Source organism: Streptomyces sp. NBC_01450, from assembly GCF_036227505.1.
In the GTDB taxonomy this organism is placed as follows: Bacteria; Actinomycetota; Actinomycetes; order Streptomycetales; family Streptomycetaceae; genus Streptomyces.
Genome location: NZ_CP109480.1, coordinates 5,540,907 through 5,562,887, shown reverse-complemented (window position 1 = coordinate 5,562,887; position 21,981 = coordinate 5,540,907). Strand labels below are relative to the sequence as shown.

Genomic DNA, 21,981 nt, shown 5'->3' with positions numbered 1-21,981 from the left:
CGCCACGGCTCGCCCCATCCCGCACCCGAGTGAGGACCCACCACCCTTGCACCCTGCCCGCAATACCCCTGGCTCCCGCCTGCCCCCAGCGCCCCTCCGCGACGGAGGTGATCGCGAATGGCTGACCGCCTCCTGACCGTGGCCGAGGCCGGCGAAATGCTCGGCACTGGCGAGCGCTTCGTCCGCCGCCTGATCGCCGAACGCCGCATCCGCTACGTGAAGCTCGGCCGCCCGGTCCGCATACCCGAGAGCGCGGTCGCAGAGTACGTCGAGGCGCGCACCGTCGAGCCGGTCCGCCGTGCCCGTACCCGCTACGGGAAGGCAGCCTGATGGCGGGACGCAAGCCGCAGCGGCGGCGCGAGTTCGGCACGACCCGCAAGCTCCCTTCTGGTCGATGGCAGGCCCGCTACATCGGCCCCGACGGGCAGCGGCACACCGCCCCGGAGACGTTCGAGACCAAGTCCGACGCCCAGGACTGGCTCAACCTCGTTCGCGCGGACATCGAGCGCGACGTATGGCGCGACCCGGACGCCGGCGCGGTCAACTTCCAGAAGTACGCACTGCGTTGGATGGAGGAGCGCGCCCTGGCCCCCACCACCGTCGACCGCTACGACGGGCTCCTCCGCCTCCACATCCTGCCGACCTTCGGCGGCAAGGACCTGGACGAGATCACCCCGCCCTCCGTTCGCACATGGCGTGCCGAGCGTTTGAAGGCGACCGGTGCCACGACGGTGGCCAAGTCGTACCGCCTGTTGAAGGCGATCCTGCAGACGGCCGTCGACGACGACCTCCTGCGCACCAACCCGTGCCGCATCAAGGGCGCGGGCAAGGAGGAGGCCGACGAACGCCCCACCGCCACCATCGAGCAGGTCTTCGACCTCGCCGACGCCATGGGCCCACGCTGGCGCCTGATGGTCCTGCTCGGCGCCTTCGCTTCCCTTCGCCCGGAGGAGCTGGCCGAACTGCGCCGCCACAGTGTCGATGTCGACGAGTGCTCCCTGCGCATCACGCAGGCGTCTCCGGAGCTGACCAACGGCAAGCGCGTCACCGGCGACCCCAAAACCCGGGCGGGCAAGCGCACGGTCTACCTGCCGGAGTTCCTGAAGCCTGAGGTACGCCGCCACCTGCAATGGTTCGCGGAGAAGGAGCCGGACGGTCTCCTCTTTGTCGGCGAGAAGGGCGCTCCCTTCCGCCGCTCGACGTTCGGCCGCAAGTGGCGCAAAGCCCGCACCAAGGTCGGCATGCCGGACAACTTCCGCTTCTACGACCTCCGCCACACCGGCAACACCCTCGCCGCCGACACGGGCGCCAAGCTCAAGGACCTTATGGTCCGCGCCGGCCAGTCCTCGGAGCGGGCCCAGCTCATCTACCAGCACTCGACGGCGAAGCACCAGCGCAAGCTGGCCCAGGGAATCGACGCCGAGGTGCGCGCGGGGCTTCGCGAAGCCCCGCCAGGCATGCAGCGAGGGGCTCACGAGGCATAAGCCTGCCCTGCCCTCGTTCAGGCGGCCGGCGTTTCAGGGGCCCCTTGAAGCTGCCCCGCGGCACGCCAGTCGGTCGACTGTGAGCGGGGCGGCAGTCGGGTGCACTAATCGGTGCTGCCGACGCCGCACGACTGGCTCGCCCTATTCGTGGCCACGTCGACTACGTCCGAAGCACTCGCGTGAGCGTTCTCTTGAGGGCCCGCGACCCTAGGAGTGTCGCAGCAGTCCCGTCCCGCGTTCGGTCCTGCCTCTCCGTACTTCCTGTAGCGTCCTGAAGCGCACAACTGGGATGCTTGGGGTAGAAGATCTCGCGAGACCTGGAGGGAGTGGACCATGGCGTACTCGACTCGTATGGCTGCGGCTCTTTCCGGGGCCACCATGGGGCAACTGCGCTCATGGCGGCAGGACCGAGGCAATGGACCGATTCTCTGCCCTGAGCTTGCGGCCAAGCCTGCTCTGTACTCCTTCCGGGACGTCCTGGCGCTACGCGCGTTCGCGATTCTCAGGCAAGACGTATCGCTGCAGAAGATCCGCAAGTCTCTGGCCACGCTGAAGCGATTCGGTGAGTTCGAGCACCTGTCCAAGTACTCCCTGGTTGCTGAGGGGGACTCCATCGTCCTTGTGGGCGACGGAAGCGACGATCACGCAACGGACCTCGTCAAGCATCCCGGGCAGCGGGTCATTGCGACCATGGACGACATCCTCCAGGAGTTCGCGCCCCGAGCCGGCGTCGTGGTTCCGCATCTTCTGAGGCCGAAGCAGTACGTCAGTGTGGACCCGGGGACGCAGGGAGGGCAGCCGGTCATCACTGGCACTCGCGTCCCGTTCGACGCAGTCGCGGAGCTGGTGGAGGACGGCGTCGCCCCTGAGGAGATCGCCGACTACTATCCCGGCGTGACAGCGGAGGCCGCCCGTGACGCGGTGTCCTTCGCTCTCTACGTGGACAGCTACAGCCCGGGACCGCGCGCTGCCTGATGCGAATCCTCATCGACGAGAACGTCCCGGTCCAGATGCTTGAGATGCTCAGGCGGCTCCTCCCCGGGCATGAGGTGTTCCACGTCAGCGAGATCAAGTGGACAGGGAAGAAGGATCTTGCCCTCCTTCCCGACGCCGCCAAGAGAGGCTTCGGAGCCTTCCTCACCAAGGACGGGCGTCAGCTGGAAGACCCGTCGGAAACCACGGCCATCAAGAAGTCCGGCATGCACCACATCCGGTTCAGTCACGGTCACAAAGGCATGGCTGGCCTGGGGCTGGCCATGGGCGCCGTGATCGCAGCCATGCCTCTGATCGTCCGTGAACTCGATGAGGCGGAAGGCCAGCAGCTCGTTCACATCAAAGGTCTGAACCCCGGCAGTAAGCAGCGGTTCGATCTTGTTGATCCTGCCAAGGAACCGCCTCGCTACTGGCCGCGGTAGTCGAACCGGCGCGGAACTCGTCCACGACAGCAGGCATGTGGCGCAGCGCAGTTGGAACCCCCGGTGAGCGAGTGATGCAGCACCCGTCCGGCCAGGGCTGGATTCTCGGAGAGTGAAGCCCTGCGAAGCCCACTCGCAGCCCAGTCGGCTGGACCACGCGAACTCGCTATTTGCTAAAGCGACTTCACCCTTACCTCGTGGGCGAGTGGCGCAGGTCACATGAAATGCGTCTCGCCATTCGAGACGATTCGGTATCGCTGCGGCTGAAGTGGCGCTTCGGGGCTCCCGGGCGGCCCTTGGGAGTGGAGTTAGGGCACGTGGAGGGCACGCGACCATCAAATTGGTCTAGACAACAAGTAAACCCCAGGTCGCTGACCTGGGGTTTCATTTTGGAGCGGGTGACGAGAATCGAACTCGCACTCTCAGCTTGGGAAGCTGATGTTCTACCACTAAACTACACCCGCGTAAGACGCCGGTTTACCCGGTGTCGAATGCTCGCTCACTCTACCTCATGCCCGGTCCCTGACGCTGACGCCATGGGACCGGTGCGCGTTTCGGGGGGTGGACGTGGGTGCGGGGGACCGGAGTTGGGGCGTACGGTGGAGGCGTGGAAGAGGGTCTGGGCGGGACTGGAGTGCCGCCTGGAGGGCCGTCCCTTTCATCCCGTAATGTGGCTTTCGTCGTCAGTTAGACGCGGCTCTTGGGGAAGGGACTCTGAGGACTTGATGGAGCGCACCGTCGTCCGTTGTGCCGAGGGGCACGTGTTCAGCACCGCTTCGTTCCCGATGCAGCAGGCCGAGCGGCTCGGCCCCGGTCGATTGATCCGGTGTCCGCGGTGTGCGCGGCTCCGGAGCGTCGTTCCGGTCATGCTCGAGAAGCGGTAGGACTCAGCGGTAGGACTCAGCGGTAGGACCAGCGGTAGGACCTGGGGCGCGGGGACTGTGCGAAATGCTGACAGTCCCCGCGTATCCTCGGGGCGTGCTTCTCTCAGACAAGGACATCCGGGCCGAGATCGACGCCGGCCGGGTGCGTATCGACCCGTACGACGAATCCATGGTGCAGCCCTCGAGCGTCGACGTGCGGCTCGACCGCTACTTCCGGGTGTTCGAGAATCACCGTTACCCCCATATCGACCCCTCCGTCGAGCAGGCCGATCTGACTCGGCTCGTCGAGCCCGAGGGGGACGAGCCGTTCATCCTGCATCCCGGGGAGTTCGTGCTCGCGAGCACGTACGAGGTGATCTCGCTTCCCGTGGACCTCGCCTCGCGGCTGGAGGGCAAGAGTTCGCTGGGGCGGCTGGGGCTCGTCACGCACTCCACCGCCGGGTTCATCGACCCCGGCTTCTCCGGGCACGTGACCCTGGAGCTGTCCAATCTCGCGACGCTTCCGATCAAGCTCTGGCCGGGCATGAAGATCGGGCAGCTGTGCCTGTTCCGGTTGAGCTCGCCGGCCGAGTTCCCGTACGGCAGCGACCGGTACGGCTCCCGCTACCAGGGCCAGCGCGGGCCGACCGCCTCCCGGTCCTTCCTCAACTTCCATCGGACCCAGGTGTGAGCGGAAGTGGGGAGAGCGAGGAGCGGGGAGAGTAGGGGAGTGAGGATATGAGCTTGTCCGACGCCCGGGAGAACCTCACCTACGAGCGGTTCGGGGCCGCGGTCCGTGAGCTCGCCCAGACCATCGCCGACGACGGCTACCGGCCCGACATCGTGCTCAGCATCGCCCGCGGGGGTGTGTTCGTCGCGGGTGGACTGGCGTACGCCCTCGACTGCAAGAACATCCACCTGGTCAATGTGGAGTTCTATACCGGTGTGGGTACGACGCTCGACATGCCCGTCATGCTCGCTCCCGTTCCCAACGCCATCGACTTCTCCGACAAGAAGGTCCTGATCACCGACGACGTCGCCGACACCGGCAAGACGCTCAAGCTCGTGCACGACTTCTGCGTCGACACCGTCGCCGAGGTCCGCAGCGCCGTGATCTATGAGAAGTCCCACTCGCTGGTGAAGTGCGAGTACGTGTGGAAGCGGACCGACGACTGGATCAACTTCCCCTGGAGTGTTTTGCCCGTAGTACGTAAGTCGGGCGAGCCGATCACACCGTCTAGAGAAGCGCTCTGAACTGCGGTTTCTTCGTAGATTGCAGATGCGCAAGAGCCCCTCGAAGATCATCGAGGGGCTCTCGGTTGTTCGGGATGCTGGTGACCTTCTGATCCGTAGCTCAAAGTGGATCGGTCAGAGGCAGTCATTGCGGTTCCTGCGCGGCCCTGCGCGGTGTCTGTTGGCCGGTGACGGTTGCTGCGGTTTCTGTACTTCCGTGCTGTACCGGGCTCGGTAGCTAGCCCGCTTGCTCCAGGGTCAGGTTGCTGCGAATGGGCTCGGCTCGCCACATGGCCGCCAGCTGGGCGTAAGACTCGATGAACCGGCGCATCTCTCCCAGCGCGACAGTCCTGGGCATGCCGATCTCGTCGTAGTCGAACCCGGTGTCCTGATGCCCGAGGCTGTCGAGCGCTGCCCATGCCGGGTCCTCGCCGAAGACGAGCTGCAGCTCGACTTTCCAGTACTCCGGCTGCCGGTCGGGGGCATCACGGTCGTCGGCACCGTTGACCGCAAGCAGTCGCCCAAAGGACATCGAAGGCTGGTCGTCGTTCCAGCCCCACCTGCCCCATTCGACGATGAAGCCGTCACCATCGTTCTCAAGACGCTCGATCCCTTCGACCTCGACCTGGAGGAACTCGCCGAAGGCATCCCAGGTGGCGTCGACGTCGCGTACAGACTCGGGCTCGACTGCACGCTGTCTCAAAATGCGCGCGAATACGTCCACGCTGGATCTCCACGGAATGGGCATGCGGGATGCTAGCGCGATGCTCCAAGTGGCTCAGGGGGGATGGGCAGTTCAACCAGCGTCCCGCTTCTCCAGCGACCGGCGCCGCTTCGGTCGAGGGCGGACGTAATCGAGGACCGCGCCTGCAGTCGTCACCACGCCCACCACCAAAAAGAAGATGGAAGCGATCCGTAGCATCCCGTCGCCGTATAGAGCCTGGTAGCCGAACCAAGTCACGGCGATGCAGGTCATCAGGCCGTTGCCAAGTCTCCTAAAACGCGGATCCATACGCACTCCGAGTCAGGTACGCCCGCGAACCGGGCCTCCTGAGTGTGGCACGGGCCTCCTCTTCCTGTACCCACCACTCACCCCAGCTCCCATCCCGTCTGCCGTCGACCCACACACCGTGGAGCGGGCGTGGTTCAGGGCGCCACTGTACGAACGACCTTGACGCCCTGGGCCGCGGCTGCTCGGCTCTGCCTGGGTTGATGGCGGACGGGATGGGAGCACCCCGCGCACGCCCCTACGGGCCGGCACTCGCGAACGACGCCCCCTCCATCCTGGAGCCTGAGCGCCCACGCCGGAGGCATGTCGTTGACCTCCCGTGCCCACCTACCCCATCCCCGGCCTTCTGCGCGCTCCGGTGGGTTCTCGGTCGTGGTGTCCTCACCTCGGTACTGCGGCTGACTTCTGCAGTCCATCGGTGGGCCGTCAACGGCTGTACCTCGAGGCTGGCCCTGGTGCGTGGGTGGGGTGGAGAAGCAAGCTCGGTCCGACGCATCGTCCCCGGCGGGCCAAAGCGTGAAGCGGGAATCACCTCGGGGCATCTTCAGGTGGCCCGGGGCCGGGGTTGCGCGGGCCGAAGGCAGGAGCGGAGCCCCGAGTCCCGTGCCCGCGCCGGCCCGCAGTGCGGGCCGGTGGGGTGTGATCCCGTAGCGGCGGCTGGAAGAGCTGATTGGCCAGCGCGTCGGATGCCCGAAGGGCAAGAGCCCCTAACCCTCCCACATGCCTGGGACCGTGTACCCGTGGTCGGGCCCGTCCCGCTGGCCCGTGAGGCGTGGGAAGGCTGGGTACCTGGCTCAGGCACGGGATGGAGAAGGCCCCCGGCAGTGGTTCAGTGCCGGGGGCCCTCTCGTACGTACTCGACGTTACGCGGCGTACCGCGCGTCCTTGCTAGTGCCGCGGCAGGCAACGTTTGCCCGTCAAGGAGCGGCGTCCGGTGCGTGCTCTCGGCGTGCCGGCCGGAAGTCCTCGTACTGGACGTACTTGGGCTTTCGGCCGGTGCGGCGAGAGGGCGTGCCGGGCGTCGCGACGGGGCGAACGTTGCCTGTCGCGGCACTAGTAGGGCTTGGTCAGGTTCGTATCGGTGTGGGTATGTTGCGGTGGCAGGTGGGGCAGGCGCCGGTCCAGAGGGCGAGGAGTGTCTGCAGCTCGCGGACGACCTGGTAGAGGCTCAGGCCGGCGCTGGGTCTTTTGGGGCCCGGGCCAGTCGTTGCAGAGTGCAGAAGGCATGTGCGACAGAGACGAGGGTGACGTGGTGGTGCCAGCCGTTCCAGGTCCGGCCCTCGAAGTGGGCAAGTCCCAGGGCCTGTTTCATCTCCCGGTAGTCGTGCTCGATGCGCCAGCGGAGTTTGGCGAGCCGGACCAGTGTGGTCAGAGGCATGCCGGAGGGCAGGTCGGACAGCCAGAACTGCACCGGCTCGCTCTCACCGGCGGGCCATTCGGCCAGCAGCCAGCACTCCGGCAGCTCCGGGCCGTCGGTGGCCTGGCGGACCTCGCGTCCGGCAGGCCGGATGCGCAAGGCCACGAAACGGGAGTACATCCGCTTGCGGCCAAAGCGGCCGGTGCCGGGCCGGGAGCCCTCCCGCCACTGCACCGGCCGAGCTGCTTTCCGGCCCGCCGCGATGACCAGCTCCTTCACCGGCCGTGGCTTGTCGGGATACTTCGCCACCGGCGGGCGTCCGGTCCCGGAATACGGTTCGGCCACCGGCACCGCGCCGGCGGGCTGGGCCGACAGCGTGGTGGAGATCCCCACCACGTAGTTCAGGCCGCGATCCTGCAGTCCGTGCCGGAACGCGGCGGCGTCGCCGTATCCGGCGTCCGCGACGGCCAGCGGCACCTCGATCCCCCAGGAGCGGGTCTCATCGAGCATGTCCAGGGCCAGCTGCCACTTCTCCACATGCCCGACATCGTCCGGGATGCCGCAGGCGGTGCGGCGGGCGACCTTGTCCGCATCGGCCTTCGGTGAGGCGGGATCCCAGGTCCGGGGCAAAAACAGCCGCCAGTTGACCGCCGCCGAGGCATGGTCGGACGCGAGGTGGAGTGAGACGCCGACCTGGCAGTTGGTGACCTTGCCCGCGGTACCGGTGTACTGCCGCGACACACACGCCGAGGCAGTCCCGTCCTTGAGGAACCCCGTGTCGTCGAAGATGAGGGCGTCCGGCCCGATCGCCTCCTCCATCCGCCAGGCGAGCTGGGCCCGGATGTGCGCCGGGTCCCAGGGGCTGGTGGTGATGAAGTTGGCCAGTGCCTGACGATTGCCGTCCTCCCCGAGCCGGGCGGCCATCGGCTCGACCGACTTACGCTGTCCGTCGGTCAGCAGCCCCCGCAGATACACCTGCCCCCACCGGCGCTGGTCCTTACGCGCAAACGGCTCGAACACCTCCGCCGCGAACGCCTCCAACTCACCACGCACCACAGCAATCTCGTCCGGAGTCACACACTCTCAACGCCACACCAGGCCGACAGGACACGCATCAACACAAACGACCTGACCAAGCCCTACTAGAACGTGCCCAGCTTGATGATCGACAGGATCGCGATCAGCTGGATGGCCGACGCGGCCAGTGCCTTCGGCCACGGGAGGTCGTGGGACTTGCTGACCATGAGGGTCAGCAGGGCGCCCGCCGCGACCCAGGTCACCCAGCCGAGGAGCTGTACGAAGGACGCGTCGCCGCCGAAGAACATGGCGACGACCAGACGCGGGGCGTCCGTGATGGACATGATCAGCATGGAGAGGCCGACCGTGGGCTGCCAGGCGCCGTCGCCGCCGAGCTGGCGGGCCAGGGTGTGGGTGACCACGCCCAGGATGAACGTGCTGATGACGATCGCCACGGCCGTCGTGAGGACGATCGGGACGGCGTTGGAGAGGGTGGCGCTTATGGCGTCCTGGCGGGCGCCGTCGAAGCCGAAGACGGCCAGCAGGCCGTAGAGGAACGTCACGATCAGGGCCGGGGCCCACATCGTGTAGTCGCGCATCTGCATGAAGGTCTGGTTGGGGGCCGCGACGATGCCCCTCAGCAGGTCCTTCCAGTGCAGTCGGGGGCCGATCGGCGGGGTCGCCACCTGGCCGGCGTGGTAGGTGCCGCCCTGGGTGTAGGGGTCCTCGCCGACCGAGAAGGACTGGGTGTGACCGGGGCTGTTCGCCGCGTACGGGTCGGGGCCCTGCTGCGGGTGACCGTCGCCGAAGTACTCCGGCTCGCCGTGGCCGCCGCCGTTCGCCTGGGGCCAGCCCTGCTGGCCGCCGCCGTACTGCTGCCCCCCGTACGGCTGCTGCTGCGAGGGCGCGGGCGGGTAGCCGTACGGCTGCTGGCCTCCCTGCGGAGCCTGCTGTCCGTACGACGGTCGGTGTTGTTGCGGTCGCGCTTGCGGGGCCCGGTCGTCCCGGCCGCGTCCGATCCTGAATCCAGCCACGTAATCGAACGTACCTGGTCCCGCACGGTGACGTGCTGGGTGCGGGCCATCCGAGGGGGTTTGGGGCCGAGCTGTGACATCCCCTAAGGGGAGGAGTACGCGTCTCCCTTACGGGCTTTCGGGCTCCGGAAGGGGAAGAGTGCGGAAGCCGGGCCCGTGGGTGCGGGCCCGGCTCGAGAGCAGGTGGGATCAGTCCGCGAAGTTGGCGCCGAACGCCGGAGTGCCCGTCGTCGAGACGCCCGCGTCGGCCGGCCAGATGGCGCGGGAGCCGGTCGTGGTGATCTTGGAGCCGTTGGAGGGCAGGTAGGTGACGCTGCCGTCGCCACCGTTCTCGTAGGAGCCCACGAGGAGGTCGGCCTTGCCGTCGCCGTTGACGTCGTCGAGCTTCGTGTCCAGGCCGAAGAGGTCGGACTTCTCGTCGCTGCCGGGGACGCCCGGGGTGCTCTGGGCGAAGGCCTGGGCGCCGGAGGAGGTGTTGACACCGTTCGCGGAGCCGTACAGGACGGTGACCATGCCGGTGTCCACGACACCGTTCAGGTCCTCGTCCGCGGCGCTGACGACCAGGTCCTGGTAGCCGTCGCCGTTGATGTCGCCGAGGTCCAGCTCGTAGCCGAAGTTGTCGGCCTTCTCCGAACTGCCGGGCACGCTGCCGGTGTTCTGGGTGATTCCGGTGGTGGAGGCCGGGCCGGAGGCGGAGCCGTAGGTGATGTTCACCTTCCCGCCGAGCGCGGAGTCCGGGATGGTCGTGCCGTCACCGGTCTTGTTGTCCCAGGACGCGCCGCTGACGATGTCGCCGAAGCCGTCCTTGTTGATGTCGCCGATGGCCGTGATGATGCCGGGCTTGAGGGTCTTGGCGGCGGAGACGTTCAGGCCGTTCGCGGTGCCGGGCACGTAGTAGTTCGTGTTCCAGCCGTTGTCGGTCTTGGTCTCGAAGCCGTCGACCACCAGGTCGGTACGGCCGTCGCCGTTGATGTCACCGGCGGTGAGGTTCAGCGGGCCGAGGGCGGTGCCGCCGGACTGGATCGGGGGCTTGATCGTGGTGCGGGCGAGGCCGGCCGCGCCGGTGGAGGTGATACCGCCCCGATAGACGTAGATCGTGCTGGAGGAGTTGCCGACGGCCAGGTCGGCCTTGCCGTCGCCGTCGAAGTCGCCCGCGGCGATGGTCTTGCCCCAGTAGTCGTGCGAGGAGCCGGCCGGGTCGGCGATGGCCACGCCCTTGCCGGTGAGGCCGCTCGGGGAGCCCCAGAGGACGGCGAGGGCACCGGCGTCGGTGTCGTTGCCGAACTTCTCGTGCGCGGAGGACACGGCGAGGTCGTCGTAACCGTCGCCGTTGAAGTCCGCGTACGCCGTGTCGGAGCCGAAGATGTCCCCGGCCTCGGCGGTGCCGGGGACGCCGGCGGTGTTCTGGCTGAGCGTGGAGCGCTTGGCGCCGGACACGCCGCTGTGGGTGCCGTAGAGGACGACGAGCTGGCCGGCGGCCTTCTGGCCGCTCACGTAGGCGTCGGAGGCGGAGAAGGCGACGTCGCCGATTCCGTCGCCGTTGAAGTCGGCCTGCGGGACCTTCGTGGAGTCCGCGGCCGTCGCCGTCGCGGCCGAGAAGGTGAGCAGACCGCCCGTCAGCGCGACCGCGGTGGCCGTCGCGAGGGCGAGTCTGAAGGTGTGTGTGCGGTGCTGCGGGTACTGCTTGTGCATGCGGGGGTCTCCTGGGCATGCGGGGATGCCTCGCGGGCATTCCCAGTCAATGGGGTGCGGACCGCCGTCGTTCACCGGGAGTTGTCCCGGGGTTCGGGGGCTGGTCGGCGCGAACAGAAGACCTTGAAAGGGGGCTGAGGGTTGTACGTGAGTTTGATTATTTTCTGTGATGCCTGAGGCGAGTGCTGCTGGTGGTGACTGGTGGTGAGGTGCCTGGTGGTGAAGTGACTCGTGGTTCAGGGGTTCATGCGCAGGAACTCGGACGTGGAGAACGTGACCGTCGGCTTCGCCGTCACCAACGCCTCCTTGCTGCCCGCGTACACCGCGACCGTGTCCTTCGTCTCCCCGTCGTACGTCCGCACGACCAGGTCCGCCCGCCCGTCCCCCGTGAAGTCGGCGACGGTCAGGACCCGGGTGGTGCCCCGGGCCGGTGGCGGCACGGTCACCATCCCCGTCGTGGACAGTCCGGTCGTACGACCCCGCAGGATCCGCAACTCCGCTCCGCTGGAGACGAGTTCGCTCACGCCGTCCCCGTCGAAGTCCCCGGCGTCCAGCACCGAACCGGGGGTGCTGATGCTGCCGGGTACGGCGGTGGGGAGGTCGTAGCGCAGATACGTTCCGTCCATCGCGCCGACCGCCGCGTCGAGGGCGCGGCCCTTGCCGAAGCGGCCGAAGGCGACGTCGATGCCGGTCGGCAGGGTGGTGCCGGTGCGGGTGGGTCCGGCCGGGCCGCCGAGGACGAGCGCGGAGGTGGCGGGGCCTTCCGCCGTACGGACGAGAAGGTCGTCGTAGCCGTCGCGGTTCACGTCGAGGGCGGGGCCGGTGGGCACGGTGCCGGGTGAGGGGAGGGGGCTGCCCGCCGCGCGGGGGGCGCCCTTCCTGGTGAACGGGCCGCGCAGATAGCTGAGTCGGCCGTCCGAGGTGTGCACGACCAGGTCCTCGGCGCCGTCGCCGTCGAAGTCGCCGCACACGGGCTGGTCGGGCCAGTCGTTGCCGGCGCGGGCCGCCGCCGGGATGACCAGCTCGACCGCCCTGCCGGTGAGGCCGGCCGGGGAGCCGAAGAGGATCTGGAGGGGGACGGGGGGCCGGCCCTGCCCGTCGTACGGCGGGTCCGTCGACACGACGAGATCGGTGAAGCGGTCCTTGTCCAGGTCGCAGCTCGCCTCCGCGTCGAAGACGGCGGGTGACCGGCCCTTCGTACGGGCTGCTTGGTGCGCCGGGTTCAGCAATTACCGTGCGCCGGGAGCGAGTCCACGTGTGGCTCCGGCTCCCGTTCCGGCTCCGGTTCCGTAGACGATCCCGATGCCCGCGTCGTCGCCGTGGGCGTCGTCGGGGCTCTTGACCAGGTCGTTGAGGACCAGGTCGCGAAGGCCGTCGCCGTTGAAGTCGTCGGCGGACCTGCTGCCCTTGCCGCGGGGGACGGGGAGTTGAGCGGGGCCCTTGGCGACGGTCACGGGTTCGTGGCGTGCGGAACCGGTGTTCCCGGTGCCGGCGCATCCCCCGAGCAGCAGTGCGCAGCTGATCGCTGCCCCGGCCCGTATGCCGGCTTTTCTACCGGCTTTCCGCCCGCCCACCGTTCACCTCATCCGCCCCACGGACAACAACCTCGCCATGATGCTCCGGATTCGGCGGGAGCGGTATCGCAGCCGGTGTCGCAGCCGGTGTCGGAGTGGTGTCGGAGAGGTGGTGCCGCCTCGGAAAGGGCTGTGTGTCAGCGATGAGTTTTACAGAATTGTTGACAATATTTGGCGGCTCGATTTACGTTCGCAAGGACCGGACAAACGGGGGTGGCGCCCGGAGCGAAGAATGATCCGCACGCCCCTGACCAGCCGTTTCGGCCGCCTCACGGCCGCCGCGAACAGGGAGAAGGCTTTCCGTGAAGCACAGGGCAGTGAAGCGCAGGACCGTCGTCATGGGTATCGGCGCGACCGTCGGAGTCGCCGCAGCCGGTGGCTTCGCCTTGAGCGCGAACGCGTCGGGCACGGGCTCGAAGTCCTCGGGTGCGTCGGGTTCCCTGGTCTTGGACAAGGACGCCTACACCGAGCTGACGACGACCATCACGGACGCCGACGGCACCGACCACACGGTGGTCTACCACTTCTGGAAGGCCATCACCTACGTCGCCAGTCCGGTGGACGAGAAGTACCAGAGCCTGAACGTCAGCGTCCCCGTCAAGATCGACGGCAAGGCCGTGGACGCGACCGACGCTCCGATCGTCCTCGCCAACTCGGTGGGCGGCTACATGCCGTCGTCCGTGGCGGACGCCACCGGCGTGGGAGGCGCCGAGATGACGGGCGGCATGCCTACGGGCGGCACGGGCGGCAGTGCCTCCCCCAGCCCCTCGGCCTCCAGCAGCGGCGGCACGGGCGAGGTGCAGTCCGGCGGCAACGCGATGGTCAACGCCCAGGGCGGGATGGTCAACCTCGGGAAGCTGGGCCTGGCGGCGGGTTACGTCGTCGTGGAGCCGGGCGCGCGCGGCCGGACCCTCACCGACTCCGCCGGCACGTACTACGGCACCGCCCCGGCCGCCATCGTCGACCTGAAGGCCGCGGTCCGCTACCTCCGCGCCAACAAGGGCGTCATCCCGGGCAACACCGACCGGATCGTCTCCACCGGTACGAGTGCGGGCGGCGCCCTGTCCTCCCTGCTCGGCGCGTCCGGCGACAGCCCGCTCTACGACAAGTACCTCAAGGAGCTCGGCGCCGCCGACGCGTCCGACGCGATCTTCGCGGCCGGCGCGTGGTGCCCCATCACCGACCTCGAGCACGCCGACGGCGCGTACGAGTTCAACTGGGGCACCAACGTCACCGCGAGCACCGGCAAGGTCGTCGATCAGACGGTGTCGAAGGCGCTGCGGGCCCAGTTCGCGGAGTACCAGGCCTCGCTGAAACTGCGGGGCCTGAACGGCTTCGGTCCCCTCACGGCCCGCAACTACGACGACTACATGGTGGAGACCTACCTCCAGCCGTCCGCCACGAAGTACCTGGCGGCGCTGTCGGACGCCGACCGTGCGACCTATCTGGCCGCTAACACGTTCATCACGTGGTCCGGCGGCAAGGCGACCTTCACCTGGGCCGACTTCCTGACCCACGTCGGCGCCCGGAAGAAGACGACCCCGGCCTTCGACGCCTTCGACCTGTCCGCGGGCGAGAACAACGAGTTCGGCGCCGGTACCACCGAGGCGCGGCACTTCACGGCGTATGGGGCGAAGAACGACACCACCGGCCTCGCCATGAAGCGGGTCGCGAGCGACATCGCAGAGAAGCTCGACCTGATGAACCCGATGCACCACATCGGGGAGGAGAACCCCGGCCGGTCGAGGCACTGGTGGATCCGCCTCGGCACCAAGGACTCCGACACCTCGCTGACGGTCTCCGCCAACCTGGCTGCCGCGCTGGACAACCTGGGCGACGACGTCAACCACCTCTACTACTGGGACGAGGGTCACGGTTCGAACGTCGACCCGGGCGACTTCCTCAAGTGGGTCGCGAAGGTGACGGGCGACTCGGCGCGGCGCCGCTCCGCGAAGTAGCCGCGCCCCCGGGCGCGGTGTCCTGGGGCGGCTTCTCGTCATCAGTCACCCCGGGACGGCCGGGCCCGCGCAGGAACGGGCTCGGCGTCGCGCTGCCCACGGCGTTTCGCGCCCCCGCCGCCCCTACCCGTCCCACCCCCAGGGGCTCCGCCCCTTCAACCCCACCGGGGGCTCCGCCCCCGGGCCCCCTGCGGGGCTCCGCCCCCGGGCCCCCTGCGGGGCTCCGCCCCCGGGCCCCCCGTGAGGGGCTGCGCCCCTGCACCCCCCGTGGGGCTGCACCCCCCGTGGGGCTGCACCCCCCGTGGGGCTGCGCCCCCGGACCCTTCGAGGGGCTCCGGCCCTGCCCTTCTCCGGGGGCTGCGCCCCCCTGACTCCCTGCGGGGCTGTGTCCTTGGGCCCCTCGCGGGGCGGAGCCCCTGCCCCTCCACCAGGGGCTCGGCCCCTTCAACCGCACCAGGGGCTGTGCCCCCCGGACTCCCCATGAGGCTGTGCCTTCGGACTCCCTGCGGGGCTGCGCCCCGGACCCCCCTCCAGGGGCTGTGCCCCCCGGACTCCCCGTGGGGCTGTGCCCTCGGACCCCTCGCGGGGCTCCGCCCCTGCACCCCACCAGGGGCTGCACCCCCGGCCCCCTGCAGAGCTGCACCCCCGCCCCCCCGCAGGGTTGCGTCCCTACACCCCTCGCGGGGCTGCGCCCCAGGCCCCTCGCGGGGCTCTGTACCCGGACCCCTCGTAGGGCTGCGCCCTCGACCCCCTGCACCCCGGCACCGGGGCGGGCGGGGTAGGCCGGGGATCGGCCCCCCGGCTTCAAGCCTTGGGCGTCGGATGCTTTAGGGGCGCGGGGAACTGCGCGACCGGCCCCCACCGGCCGGCAGCCGGACAACGTGCTGCGAGGGGGGCGGCGGTCTTCGCCGTCATGGGGCGGACGTCAGGCATCGGACGTTTGAGGGGCGCGGGGAACTGCGCGAGCGGCCCCCGCAGTCGAAGACACGGCCCTCGGGGTCTGGGGCGGGTAGGGGCGGCGGGGGTGAGAAACACGGACGCCGGTGGGGGCGAGAGTCTCGCCTCCACCGGCGTCCGGGGGAATCGGCCGGTTACTTGACCGGCTCGGGCTCCGGCTCGCTCTCCGTCTCCGCCGTCCCCGCCGGATCAACCGGCGTCCTGACGGAGTCGAGGAGAAGCTGGGCCACGTCCACGACCTGGACGGACTCCTTGGCCTGGCCGTCGTTCTTCTTGCCGTTGACCGAGTCGGTCAACATCACGAGGCAGAACGGGCAGGCCGTGGACACGATGTCCGGGTTGAGGGAAAGAGCTTCGTCGACGCGCTCGTTGTTGATGCGCTTGCCGATCCGCTCCTCCATCCACATCCGCGCACCACCGGCACCGCAGCAGAAACCGCGCTCCTTGTGCCGGTGCATTTCCTGCTGGCGCAGGCCCGGGACGGCCGACATGATCTCGCGCGGGGGCGTGTAGATCTTGTTGTGGCGGCCCAGGTAGCAGGGGTCGTGGTAGGTGATGAGGCCGTCCACCGGGGTCACCGGGAGCAGCTTGCCCTCGTCGATGAGGTGCTGGAGCAGCTGGGTGTGGTGGATGACCTCGTAGTCGCCGCCGAGCTGCGGGTACTCGTTGCCGATCGTGTTGAGGCAGTGCGGGCAGGTGGCGACGATCTTCTTCGCCGACTTCGGCTTCTTCGTCGACTCGTCCACCTCGCCTTCCTCGTTGAGGGACTCACCGAATGCCATGTTCAGCGCGGCGACGTTCTCCATGCCGAGCTCCTGGAAGAGGGGCTCGTTGCCGAGGCGGCGGGCGGAGTCACCGGTGCACTTCTCGTCGCCGCCCATGATGGCGAACTTGACGCCCGCCATGTGGAGGAGCTCCGCGAAGGCCTTCGTGGTCTTCTTGGCGCGGTCCTCGAGGGCGCCGGCGCAGCCGACCCAGTACAGGTACTCGACCTCGGACAGGTCCTCGATGTCGCGTCCGACGACCGGGATCTCGAAGTCGACTTCCTTCGTCCACTCGAGGCGCTGCTTCTTGGCCAGGCCCCAGGGGTTGCCCTTCTTCTCCAGGTTCTTGAGCATGGTGCCCGCCTCGGACGGGAACGCGCTCTCGATCATCACCTGGTAGCGGCGCATGTCGACGATGTGGTCGATGTGCTCGATGTCGACCGGGCACTGCTCGACGCACGCGCCGCACGTGGTGCAGGACCACAGCACGTCGGGGTCGATGACGCCGTTCTCCTCGAACGTGCCGATGAGGGGGCGCTCGGCCTCGGCGAGCGCGGCGGCGGGCACGTCGGCCAGCTGCTCCGCCGACGCCTTCTCCTCGCCCTCCATGTTCTTGCCGCCGCCCGCGAGCAGGTAGGGCGCCTTGGCGTGGGCGTGGTCCCGGAGGGACATGATGAGGAGCTTGGGGGAGAGCGGCTTGCCCGTGTTCCAGGCGGGGCACTGCGACTGGCAGCGGCCGCACTCGGTGCAGGTGGAGAAGTCCAGCAGGCCCTTCCAGGAGAACTGCTCGACCTGGGAGACACCGAAGACGTCGTCCTCGCCGGGGTCGGTGAAGTCGATGGCCTTGCCGCCGCTCGTCATCGGCAGCAGCGCGCCGAGGGCGGTCTCGCCCTTCGCGTTCCGCTTGAACCAGATGTTCGGGAAGGCGAGGAAGCGGTGCCAGGCGACACCCATGTCGGTCTTCAGGGCGACCGTGATCATCCAGATGAAGGAGGTCGCGATCTTCAGGCCCGCGAAGAAGTAGGTGAGGTTCTGGAGCGTGGAGACGTCCAGGCCCTCCAGCCACGACACCACTGGGTACGAGATGAAGAACGAGGACTCGTAGCCGTCCACGTGGTGCTGGGCGCCCTCCAGCGCGTGCAGCATGAAGATGCAGACGCCGACGATGAGGATGACGGCCTCGACGAAGTACGCCTGGCCGAAGTTGGAGCCGGCGAAGCGGGACTTGCGGCCCGGCCTGTCCGGTCTGCTCAGCTGGCGGATCACGATCAGCGTCAGGATGCCGAGCACGGTCATCGTCCCGATGAACTCGACGAAGACGTTGTACGGCGCCCAGTCGCCGATGACCGGCAGGATCCAGTCGGCCTCGAACAGCTGGCCGACGGCGTTGACGATCGTCAGCAGCAGCGAGAAGAAGCCCACCGCCACGAACCAGTGCGCGACACCGACGATGCCCCAGCGGTTCATCCGGGTGTGGCCGAGGAACTCCCTGACCACGGTGACGGTGCGCTGGACGGGCTCGTCGGTGCGGGTGCCCGCGGGCACGTCCTGGCCGAGCCGCATGAAGTTGTAGATCTGCAGGAGGGCGCGGGTGAACAGGGCCACGCCGACCACGATCAGAACCAGCGACACAATGATCGCGGCGAGTTGCATTCGGGGGCTCCTCGGGCCTGCGAGGGGGAGCTGAAGGCCGACCTTCAGCCGATTACTAAGCGGTAACTTATGCAGTCCGTCTGAGACTACCCATATCTTCCGCCGCACTGTAGCCAGCGGTGCGGTGATCTGCGTCGCTGAGGTCCACCTGAGTCGCCGAACTCACGGACCGCCGGTCGCGGAAGTCACCGACCGCCGGTCGCCCAGGTCACCGACCGACACGTAAACCCGATCGTGTTATATGCGGCGTATTTGCAACATTTAACACTAAATTGGCGGCGTGCTGTACGGAATCGCCGCCGCCACCTCTGCCCTGCTCCTCGCCGCCGTGCTCGCCGCCCTGCTGCGGCTCCTCGCCCTGCGCTTCGGCGTGGTCGAGCGGCGGCGGGCGCGCGCGGTGCCGCTGCTCGGCGGGGTCGCGGTGGTGGCGGTGACGGCGTTCGTCGCCGGGGTCGGGGACTGGACGGACGTGGCGCCGCTGGGGCCCGCGAGCGGGCGGCTGCTGGTCGCCGGGATCGGTGTCGGCGCCTTCGGACTGGCCGTCGACCTGTGGTCCCGGTCGGCTCGCCTGCGGCTCGCGCTGCAGGCGGCCGTCGTGACCGGCGCCGCCGCGCTGACCGTGCCGTACGGCGAACTCGGTCCCGTGGTCGGGGTGGTGGCCGTCGGCTGGATCGTCCTCGTCACCCACGCCTTCACCTCCCTCGACCACGCCGACGGAGTGATGGGGACGGTCGCGGTGGTGACCGCCTTCGCGCTGAGCGGATGTGCGGCCGCCGAGGTCATGGACGGGCTCGCGGCGCTGCTGAGCGTGCTGGCCGCCGCGCTGACCGGGTTCCTGATGCACAACTGGCCGCCGGCCCGGATCGTCCCGGGGCGCTGCGGCGCGCTCTTCACCGGGTTCGTACTGGCCTCGGCGGCGGTGCTGGTGCACACCGGGCGGGAGGCCGGGTCGAGCGCGGGTGCCGGGTTCGCGCTGACGGCGGTGGCGACCGTCGACGCCGTACTGGTGCTGGTGTCGCGGCGGCGGGCCGGGCGTCCGCTGCTGCGCGGCGCCCCCGACCATCTCGTCCACCGGTTGCGCCGCCTGGGTGTCACGCCCCAGGGTGCCGCGGTCGTCGTGGGGATCACCGGCTTCGCGGATGCACTCGTCGGGATGCTGATCGACATGGGATGGGTGAGCGCGACGGCGGCGTTGTGGTTGGCGGGCGGCGCCGGTGTCGCCGTACTGGCGCTGCTTCGGATCCCCACCTACGGGGGACGGAATGTCGCCGCGTACGGGAGTCGGTTGACCGCGAAACAGCAGGTCGGACCACGTGTGCGAGCACACCTGCGTGTAAGCAAGAGATAAGACTTGAGCCCCTTCGACTCATGTCTGTTGACCCAGCGGTGCGTGTCGTGCACACTTGAGTCCGTTCCACTCAAGTCATTGCTGGAGGAATTGAAATGGCACGTGCGGTCGGCATCGACCTGGGCACGACTAACTCCGTCGTCAGCGTTCTTGAAGGCGGCGAGCCCACCGTCATCACCAACGCAGAGGGCGCCAGGACCACGCCGTCCGTCGTCGCCTTCGCCAAGAACGGCGAGGTGCTCGTCGGCGAGGTCGCCAAGCGCCAGGCGGTCACGAACGTGGACCGGACGATCCGGTCCGTCAAGCGTCACATGGGCACGGACTGGAAGATCGAGCTCGACGGGAAGAACTTCAACCCGCAGCAGATGAGCGCCTTCATCCTGCAGAAGCTGAAGCGCGACGCCGAGGCCTACCTGGGTGAGAAGGTCACGGACGCGGTCATCACCGTCCCGGCGTACTTCAACGACTCCGAGCGCCAGGCGACGAAGGAGGCCGGCGAGATCGCGGGCCTGAACGTCCTGCGCATCGTGAACGAGCCCACGGCCGCCGCCCTCGCGTACGGCCTGGACAAGGACGACCAGACGATCCTCGTCTTCGACCTCGGTGGCGGCACCTTCGACGTGTCCCTCCTGGAGATCGGTGACGGCGTCGTCGAGGTGAAGGCCACCAACGGTGACAACCACCTCGGTGGTGACGACTGGGACCAGCGCGTCGTCGACTACCTGGTGCAGCAGTTCCGCTCCGGTCACGGCGTGGACCTCGCCAAGGACAAGATGGCGCTCCAGCGTCTGCGCGAAGCCGCCGAGAAGGCGAAGATCGAGCTGTCCTCGTCCACCGAGACCTCGATCAACCTGCCCTACATCACGGCGTCCGCCGAGGGCCCGCTGCACCTGGACGAGAAGCTCACGCGCGCCCAGTTCCAGCAGCTCACCGCCGACCTTCTGGAGCGCTGCAAGACGCCGTTCCACAACGTCATCAAGGACGCGGGCATCAACCTCTCCGAGATCGACCACGTCGTTCTCGTCGGTGGCTCCACCCGCATGCCCGCCGTCGCCGAGCTCGTCAAGGAGCTGACCGGCGGCCAGGACGCCAACAAGGGCGTCAACCCGGACGAGGTCGTCGCCATCGGCGCCGCCCTGCAGGCCGGTGTCCTCAAGGGCGAGGTCAAGGACGTCCTGCTCCTCGACGTCACCCCGCTGTCCCTCGGTATCGAGACCAAGGGCGGCATCATGACGAAGCTCATCGAGCGGAACACGACGATCCCGACCAAGCGGTCCGAGATCTTCACCACCGCCGAGGACAACCAGCCGTCCGTCCAGATCCAGGTCTACCAGGGCGAGCGCGAGATCGCGGCGTACAACAAGAAGCTCGGGATGTTCGAGCTGACCGGTCTGCCGCCGGCCCCGCGCGGTGTCCCGCAGATCGAGGTCGCCTTCGATATCGACGCCAACGGCATCATGCACGTGACCGCGAAGGACCTGGGCACGGGCAAGGAGCAGAAGATGACCGTCACCGGCGGCTCCTCGCTGCCGAAGGACGAGGTCGACCGGATGCGCCAGGAGGCCGAGCAGTACGCGGACGAGGACCACAAGCGCCGCGAGGCCGCCGAGACCCGCAACCAGGGCGAGCAGCTCGTCTACCAGACCGAGAAGTTCCTCGCGGACAACGAGGACAAGGTCCCGGGTGACGTCAAGACCGAGGTCGAGGCCTCCATCGCCGAGCTGAAGGAGAAGCTCAAGGGCGAGGACACCGCCGAGATCCGCACCGCCACGGAGAAGGTCGCCGCGGTCTCGCAGAAGCTCGGCCAGGCCATGTACGCCGACGCCCAGGCCGCGCAGGCGGCCGGTGGCGCCGAGGGTGCGCCCGGTGCCGAGCAGGCCAAGGCCGATGACGACGTCGTCGACGCCGAGATCGTCGACGAGGACCGCAAGGACGGTGCCGCGTGACGGAGGAGACCCCGGGCTTCGAGGAGAAGCCTGACGTCCCCTCCGGCGCCACCCCTGACGACGCCGAGCCCCAGGCCGCCACCCCCTCCACGGAGGAGGCGGCGGCCCCGGCCGGGGACGCATCAGCAGCAGCACAGCTGGCCGGCCTGACCGCACAGCTGGACCAGGTCCGTACGGCGCTCGGTGAGCGCACGATGGACCTCCAGCGGCTCCAGGCCGAGTACCAGAACTACCGCCGCCGGGTCGAGCGCGACCGGATCGCGGTCAAGGAGATCGCCATCGCGAACCTCCTGACCGAACTCCTGCCCGTGCTCGACAACATCGCCCGCGCGCGGGATCACGGCGAACTGGTCGGCGGCTTCAAGTCGGTGGCCGAGTCGCTCGAGACCGTCGCGGCGAAGATGGGCCTGCAGCAGTTCGGCAAGGAGGGCGAGCCCTTCGACCCGATGATCCACGAGGCCCTGATGCACTCGTACGCGCCGGACGTCACGGAGACGACGTGCGTGGCGATTCTGCAGCCGGGGTATCGCATCGGCGAGCGCACCATCCGCCCCGCGCGGGTGGCGGTCGCCGAACCGCAGCCGGGGGCGCAGACCGTCAAGGCCGACGAGGCCGAGGCGGCCGACGACAAGGAGAGCGGTGGCCCGGACGAGGGCTGACGTTGACACGATGAGGAA

Annotated in this window: 18 protein-coding genes and 1 tRNA gene; 10 read left to right on the top strand and 9 right to left on the bottom strand. The window is 68.6% G+C overall.

Annotated features, from left to right (window positions below; all coding sequences use genetic code 11):
• Positions 1-117 precede the first annotated feature (117 nt).
• From OG568_RS24720 to OG568_RS24705, 4 genes are all read left to right on the top strand, one after another.
• Positions 118-330 (top strand): helix-turn-helix domain-containing protein, encoded by a 213-nt coding sequence (locus OG568_RS24720; RefSeq protein WP_329533135.1) that lies wholly within the window; start codon positions 118-120, stop codon positions 328-330.
• Positions 330-1,484 carry a tyrosine-type recombinase/integrase gene (locus OG568_RS24715; RefSeq protein WP_329533134.1) on the top strand — a complete coding sequence of 385 codons (1,155 nt, stop codon included), beginning with the start codon at positions 330-332 and terminating at the stop codon, positions 1,482-1,484. Before OG568_RS24720 ends, OG568_RS24715 begins: the two co-directional genes overlap by 1 nt.
• A gap of 333 nt (positions 1,485-1,817) precedes the next feature.
• Positions 1,818-2,459: a DUF433 domain-containing protein gene (locus tag OG568_RS24710; protein WP_329533133.1), complete on the top strand. Its 642-nt coding sequence runs from the start codon at positions 1,818-1,820 to the stop codon at positions 2,457-2,459.
• Positions 2,459-2,899, top strand: coding sequence for a DUF5615 family PIN-like protein (locus OG568_RS24705; protein ID WP_329533132.1), 441 nt, complete (start codon positions 2,459-2,461; stop codon positions 2,897-2,899). The genes OG568_RS24710 and OG568_RS24705 overlap by 1 nt, the downstream gene beginning before the upstream one ends.
• Before the next feature lie 390 nt (positions 2,900-3,289).
• On the opposite strand, the gene OG568_RS24700 is transcribed toward OG568_RS24705, so the two are convergent.
• Positions 3,290-3,363: transfer RNA gene (locus OG568_RS24700), tRNA-Gly, on the bottom strand.
• A gap of 514 nt (positions 3,364-3,877) precedes the next feature.
• On the opposite strand from OG568_RS24700, the gene dcd reads away from it, so the two are divergent.
• Both dcd and OG568_RS24690 read left to right on the top strand, forming a co-directional pair.
• Positions 3,878-4,453, top strand: coding sequence for a dCTP deaminase (dcd, locus tag OG568_RS24695; RefSeq protein WP_266432096.1), 576 nt, complete (start codon positions 3,878-3,880; stop codon positions 4,451-4,453).
• A 47-nt stretch (positions 4,454-4,500) separates the two neighbouring features.
• Positions 4,501-5,016 (top strand): phosphoribosyltransferase, encoded by a 516-nt coding sequence (locus OG568_RS24690; protein WP_329533131.1) that lies wholly within the window; start codon positions 4,501-4,503, stop codon positions 5,014-5,016.
• A 217-nt stretch (positions 5,017-5,233) separates the two neighbouring features.
• Here OG568_RS24690 and OG568_RS24685 read toward each other — a convergent pair whose 3' ends face one another.
• The 7 genes from OG568_RS24685 to OG568_RS61480 form a co-directional block, all read right to left on the bottom strand.
• Positions 5,234-5,719, bottom strand: coding sequence for a hypothetical protein (locus OG568_RS24685; protein WP_329533130.1), 486 nt, complete (start codon positions 5,717-5,719; stop codon positions 5,234-5,236).
• 72 nt (positions 5,720-5,791) lie between these two features.
• Complete coding sequence (locus OG568_RS24680) at positions 5,792-6,007, bottom strand: hypothetical protein (RefSeq protein WP_329533129.1); 216 nt, start codon at positions 6,005-6,007, stop codon at positions 5,792-5,794.
• Positions 6,008-7,172: 1,165 nt separating this feature from the next.
• The gene (locus OG568_RS24675; protein WP_329533128.1) at positions 7,173-8,438 is read right to left on the bottom strand and encodes an IS701 family transposase; all 1,266 of its coding nucleotides are present in this window, start codon (positions 8,436-8,438) and stop codon (positions 7,173-7,175) included.
• Between the two features lie 65 nt (positions 8,439-8,503).
• On the bottom strand, positions 8,504-9,412 hold the full coding sequence (locus OG568_RS24670) for a Yip1 family protein (protein ID WP_329533127.1): 909 nt from the start codon (positions 9,410-9,412) through the stop codon (positions 8,504-8,506).
• A gap of 189 nt (positions 9,413-9,601) precedes the next feature.
• Positions 9,602-11,104, bottom strand: a complete 1,503-nt coding sequence (locus tag OG568_RS24665) for an FG-GAP and VCBS repeat-containing protein (RefSeq protein ID WP_329533126.1) — start codon at positions 11,102-11,104, stop codon at positions 9,602-9,604.
• A gap of 236 nt (positions 11,105-11,340) precedes the next feature.
• Positions 11,341-12,333, bottom strand: coding sequence for an FG-GAP repeat domain-containing protein (locus OG568_RS24660; RefSeq protein ID WP_443077755.1), 993 nt, complete (start codon positions 12,331-12,333; stop codon positions 11,341-11,343).
• Entirely contained in the window at positions 12,334-12,558 is a 225-nt protein-coding gene (locus OG568_RS61480; protein ID WP_443077754.1) for a hypothetical protein, read from the bottom strand.
• 458 nt (positions 12,559-13,016) lie between these two features.
• Here OG568_RS61480 and OG568_RS24655 point away from each other — a divergent pair, with 458 nt between their 5' ends.
• A complete protein-coding gene (locus OG568_RS24655) occupies positions 13,017-14,636 on the top strand; it encodes a subtype B tannase (protein ID WP_329536440.1) in 1,620 nt (539 codons plus the stop codon).
• 1,091 nt (positions 14,637-15,727) lie between these two features.
• On the opposite strand, the gene OG568_RS24650 is transcribed toward OG568_RS24655, so the two are convergent.
• Entirely contained in the window at positions 15,728-18,010 is a 2,283-nt protein-coding gene (locus tag OG568_RS24650; RefSeq protein WP_329533125.1) for a (Fe-S)-binding protein, read from the bottom strand.
• A gap of 280 nt (positions 18,011-18,290) precedes the next feature.
• On the opposite strand from OG568_RS24650, the gene OG568_RS24645 reads away from it, so the two are divergent.
• The 3 genes from OG568_RS24645 to grpE all read left to right on the top strand — a co-directional run bounded on the left by OG568_RS24645 (position 18,291) and on the right by grpE (position 21,963).
• Complete coding sequence (locus OG568_RS24645) at positions 18,291-19,358, top strand: MraY family glycosyltransferase (RefSeq protein ID WP_329533124.1); 1,068 nt, start codon at positions 18,291-18,293, stop codon at positions 19,356-19,358.
• 95 nt (positions 19,359-19,453) lie between these two features.
• Positions 19,454-21,304 carry a molecular chaperone DnaK gene (gene dnaK, locus OG568_RS24640; RefSeq protein WP_266432088.1) on the top strand — a complete coding sequence of 617 codons (1,851 nt, stop codon included), beginning with the start codon at positions 19,454-19,456 and terminating at the stop codon, positions 21,302-21,304.
• On the top strand, positions 21,301-21,963 hold the full coding sequence (gene grpE / locus OG568_RS24635) for a nucleotide exchange factor GrpE (RefSeq protein WP_266432087.1): 663 nt from the start codon (positions 21,301-21,303) through the stop codon (positions 21,961-21,963). The genes dnaK and grpE overlap by 4 nt, the downstream gene beginning before the upstream one ends.
• Positions 21,964-21,981: the final 18 nt, after the last annotated feature.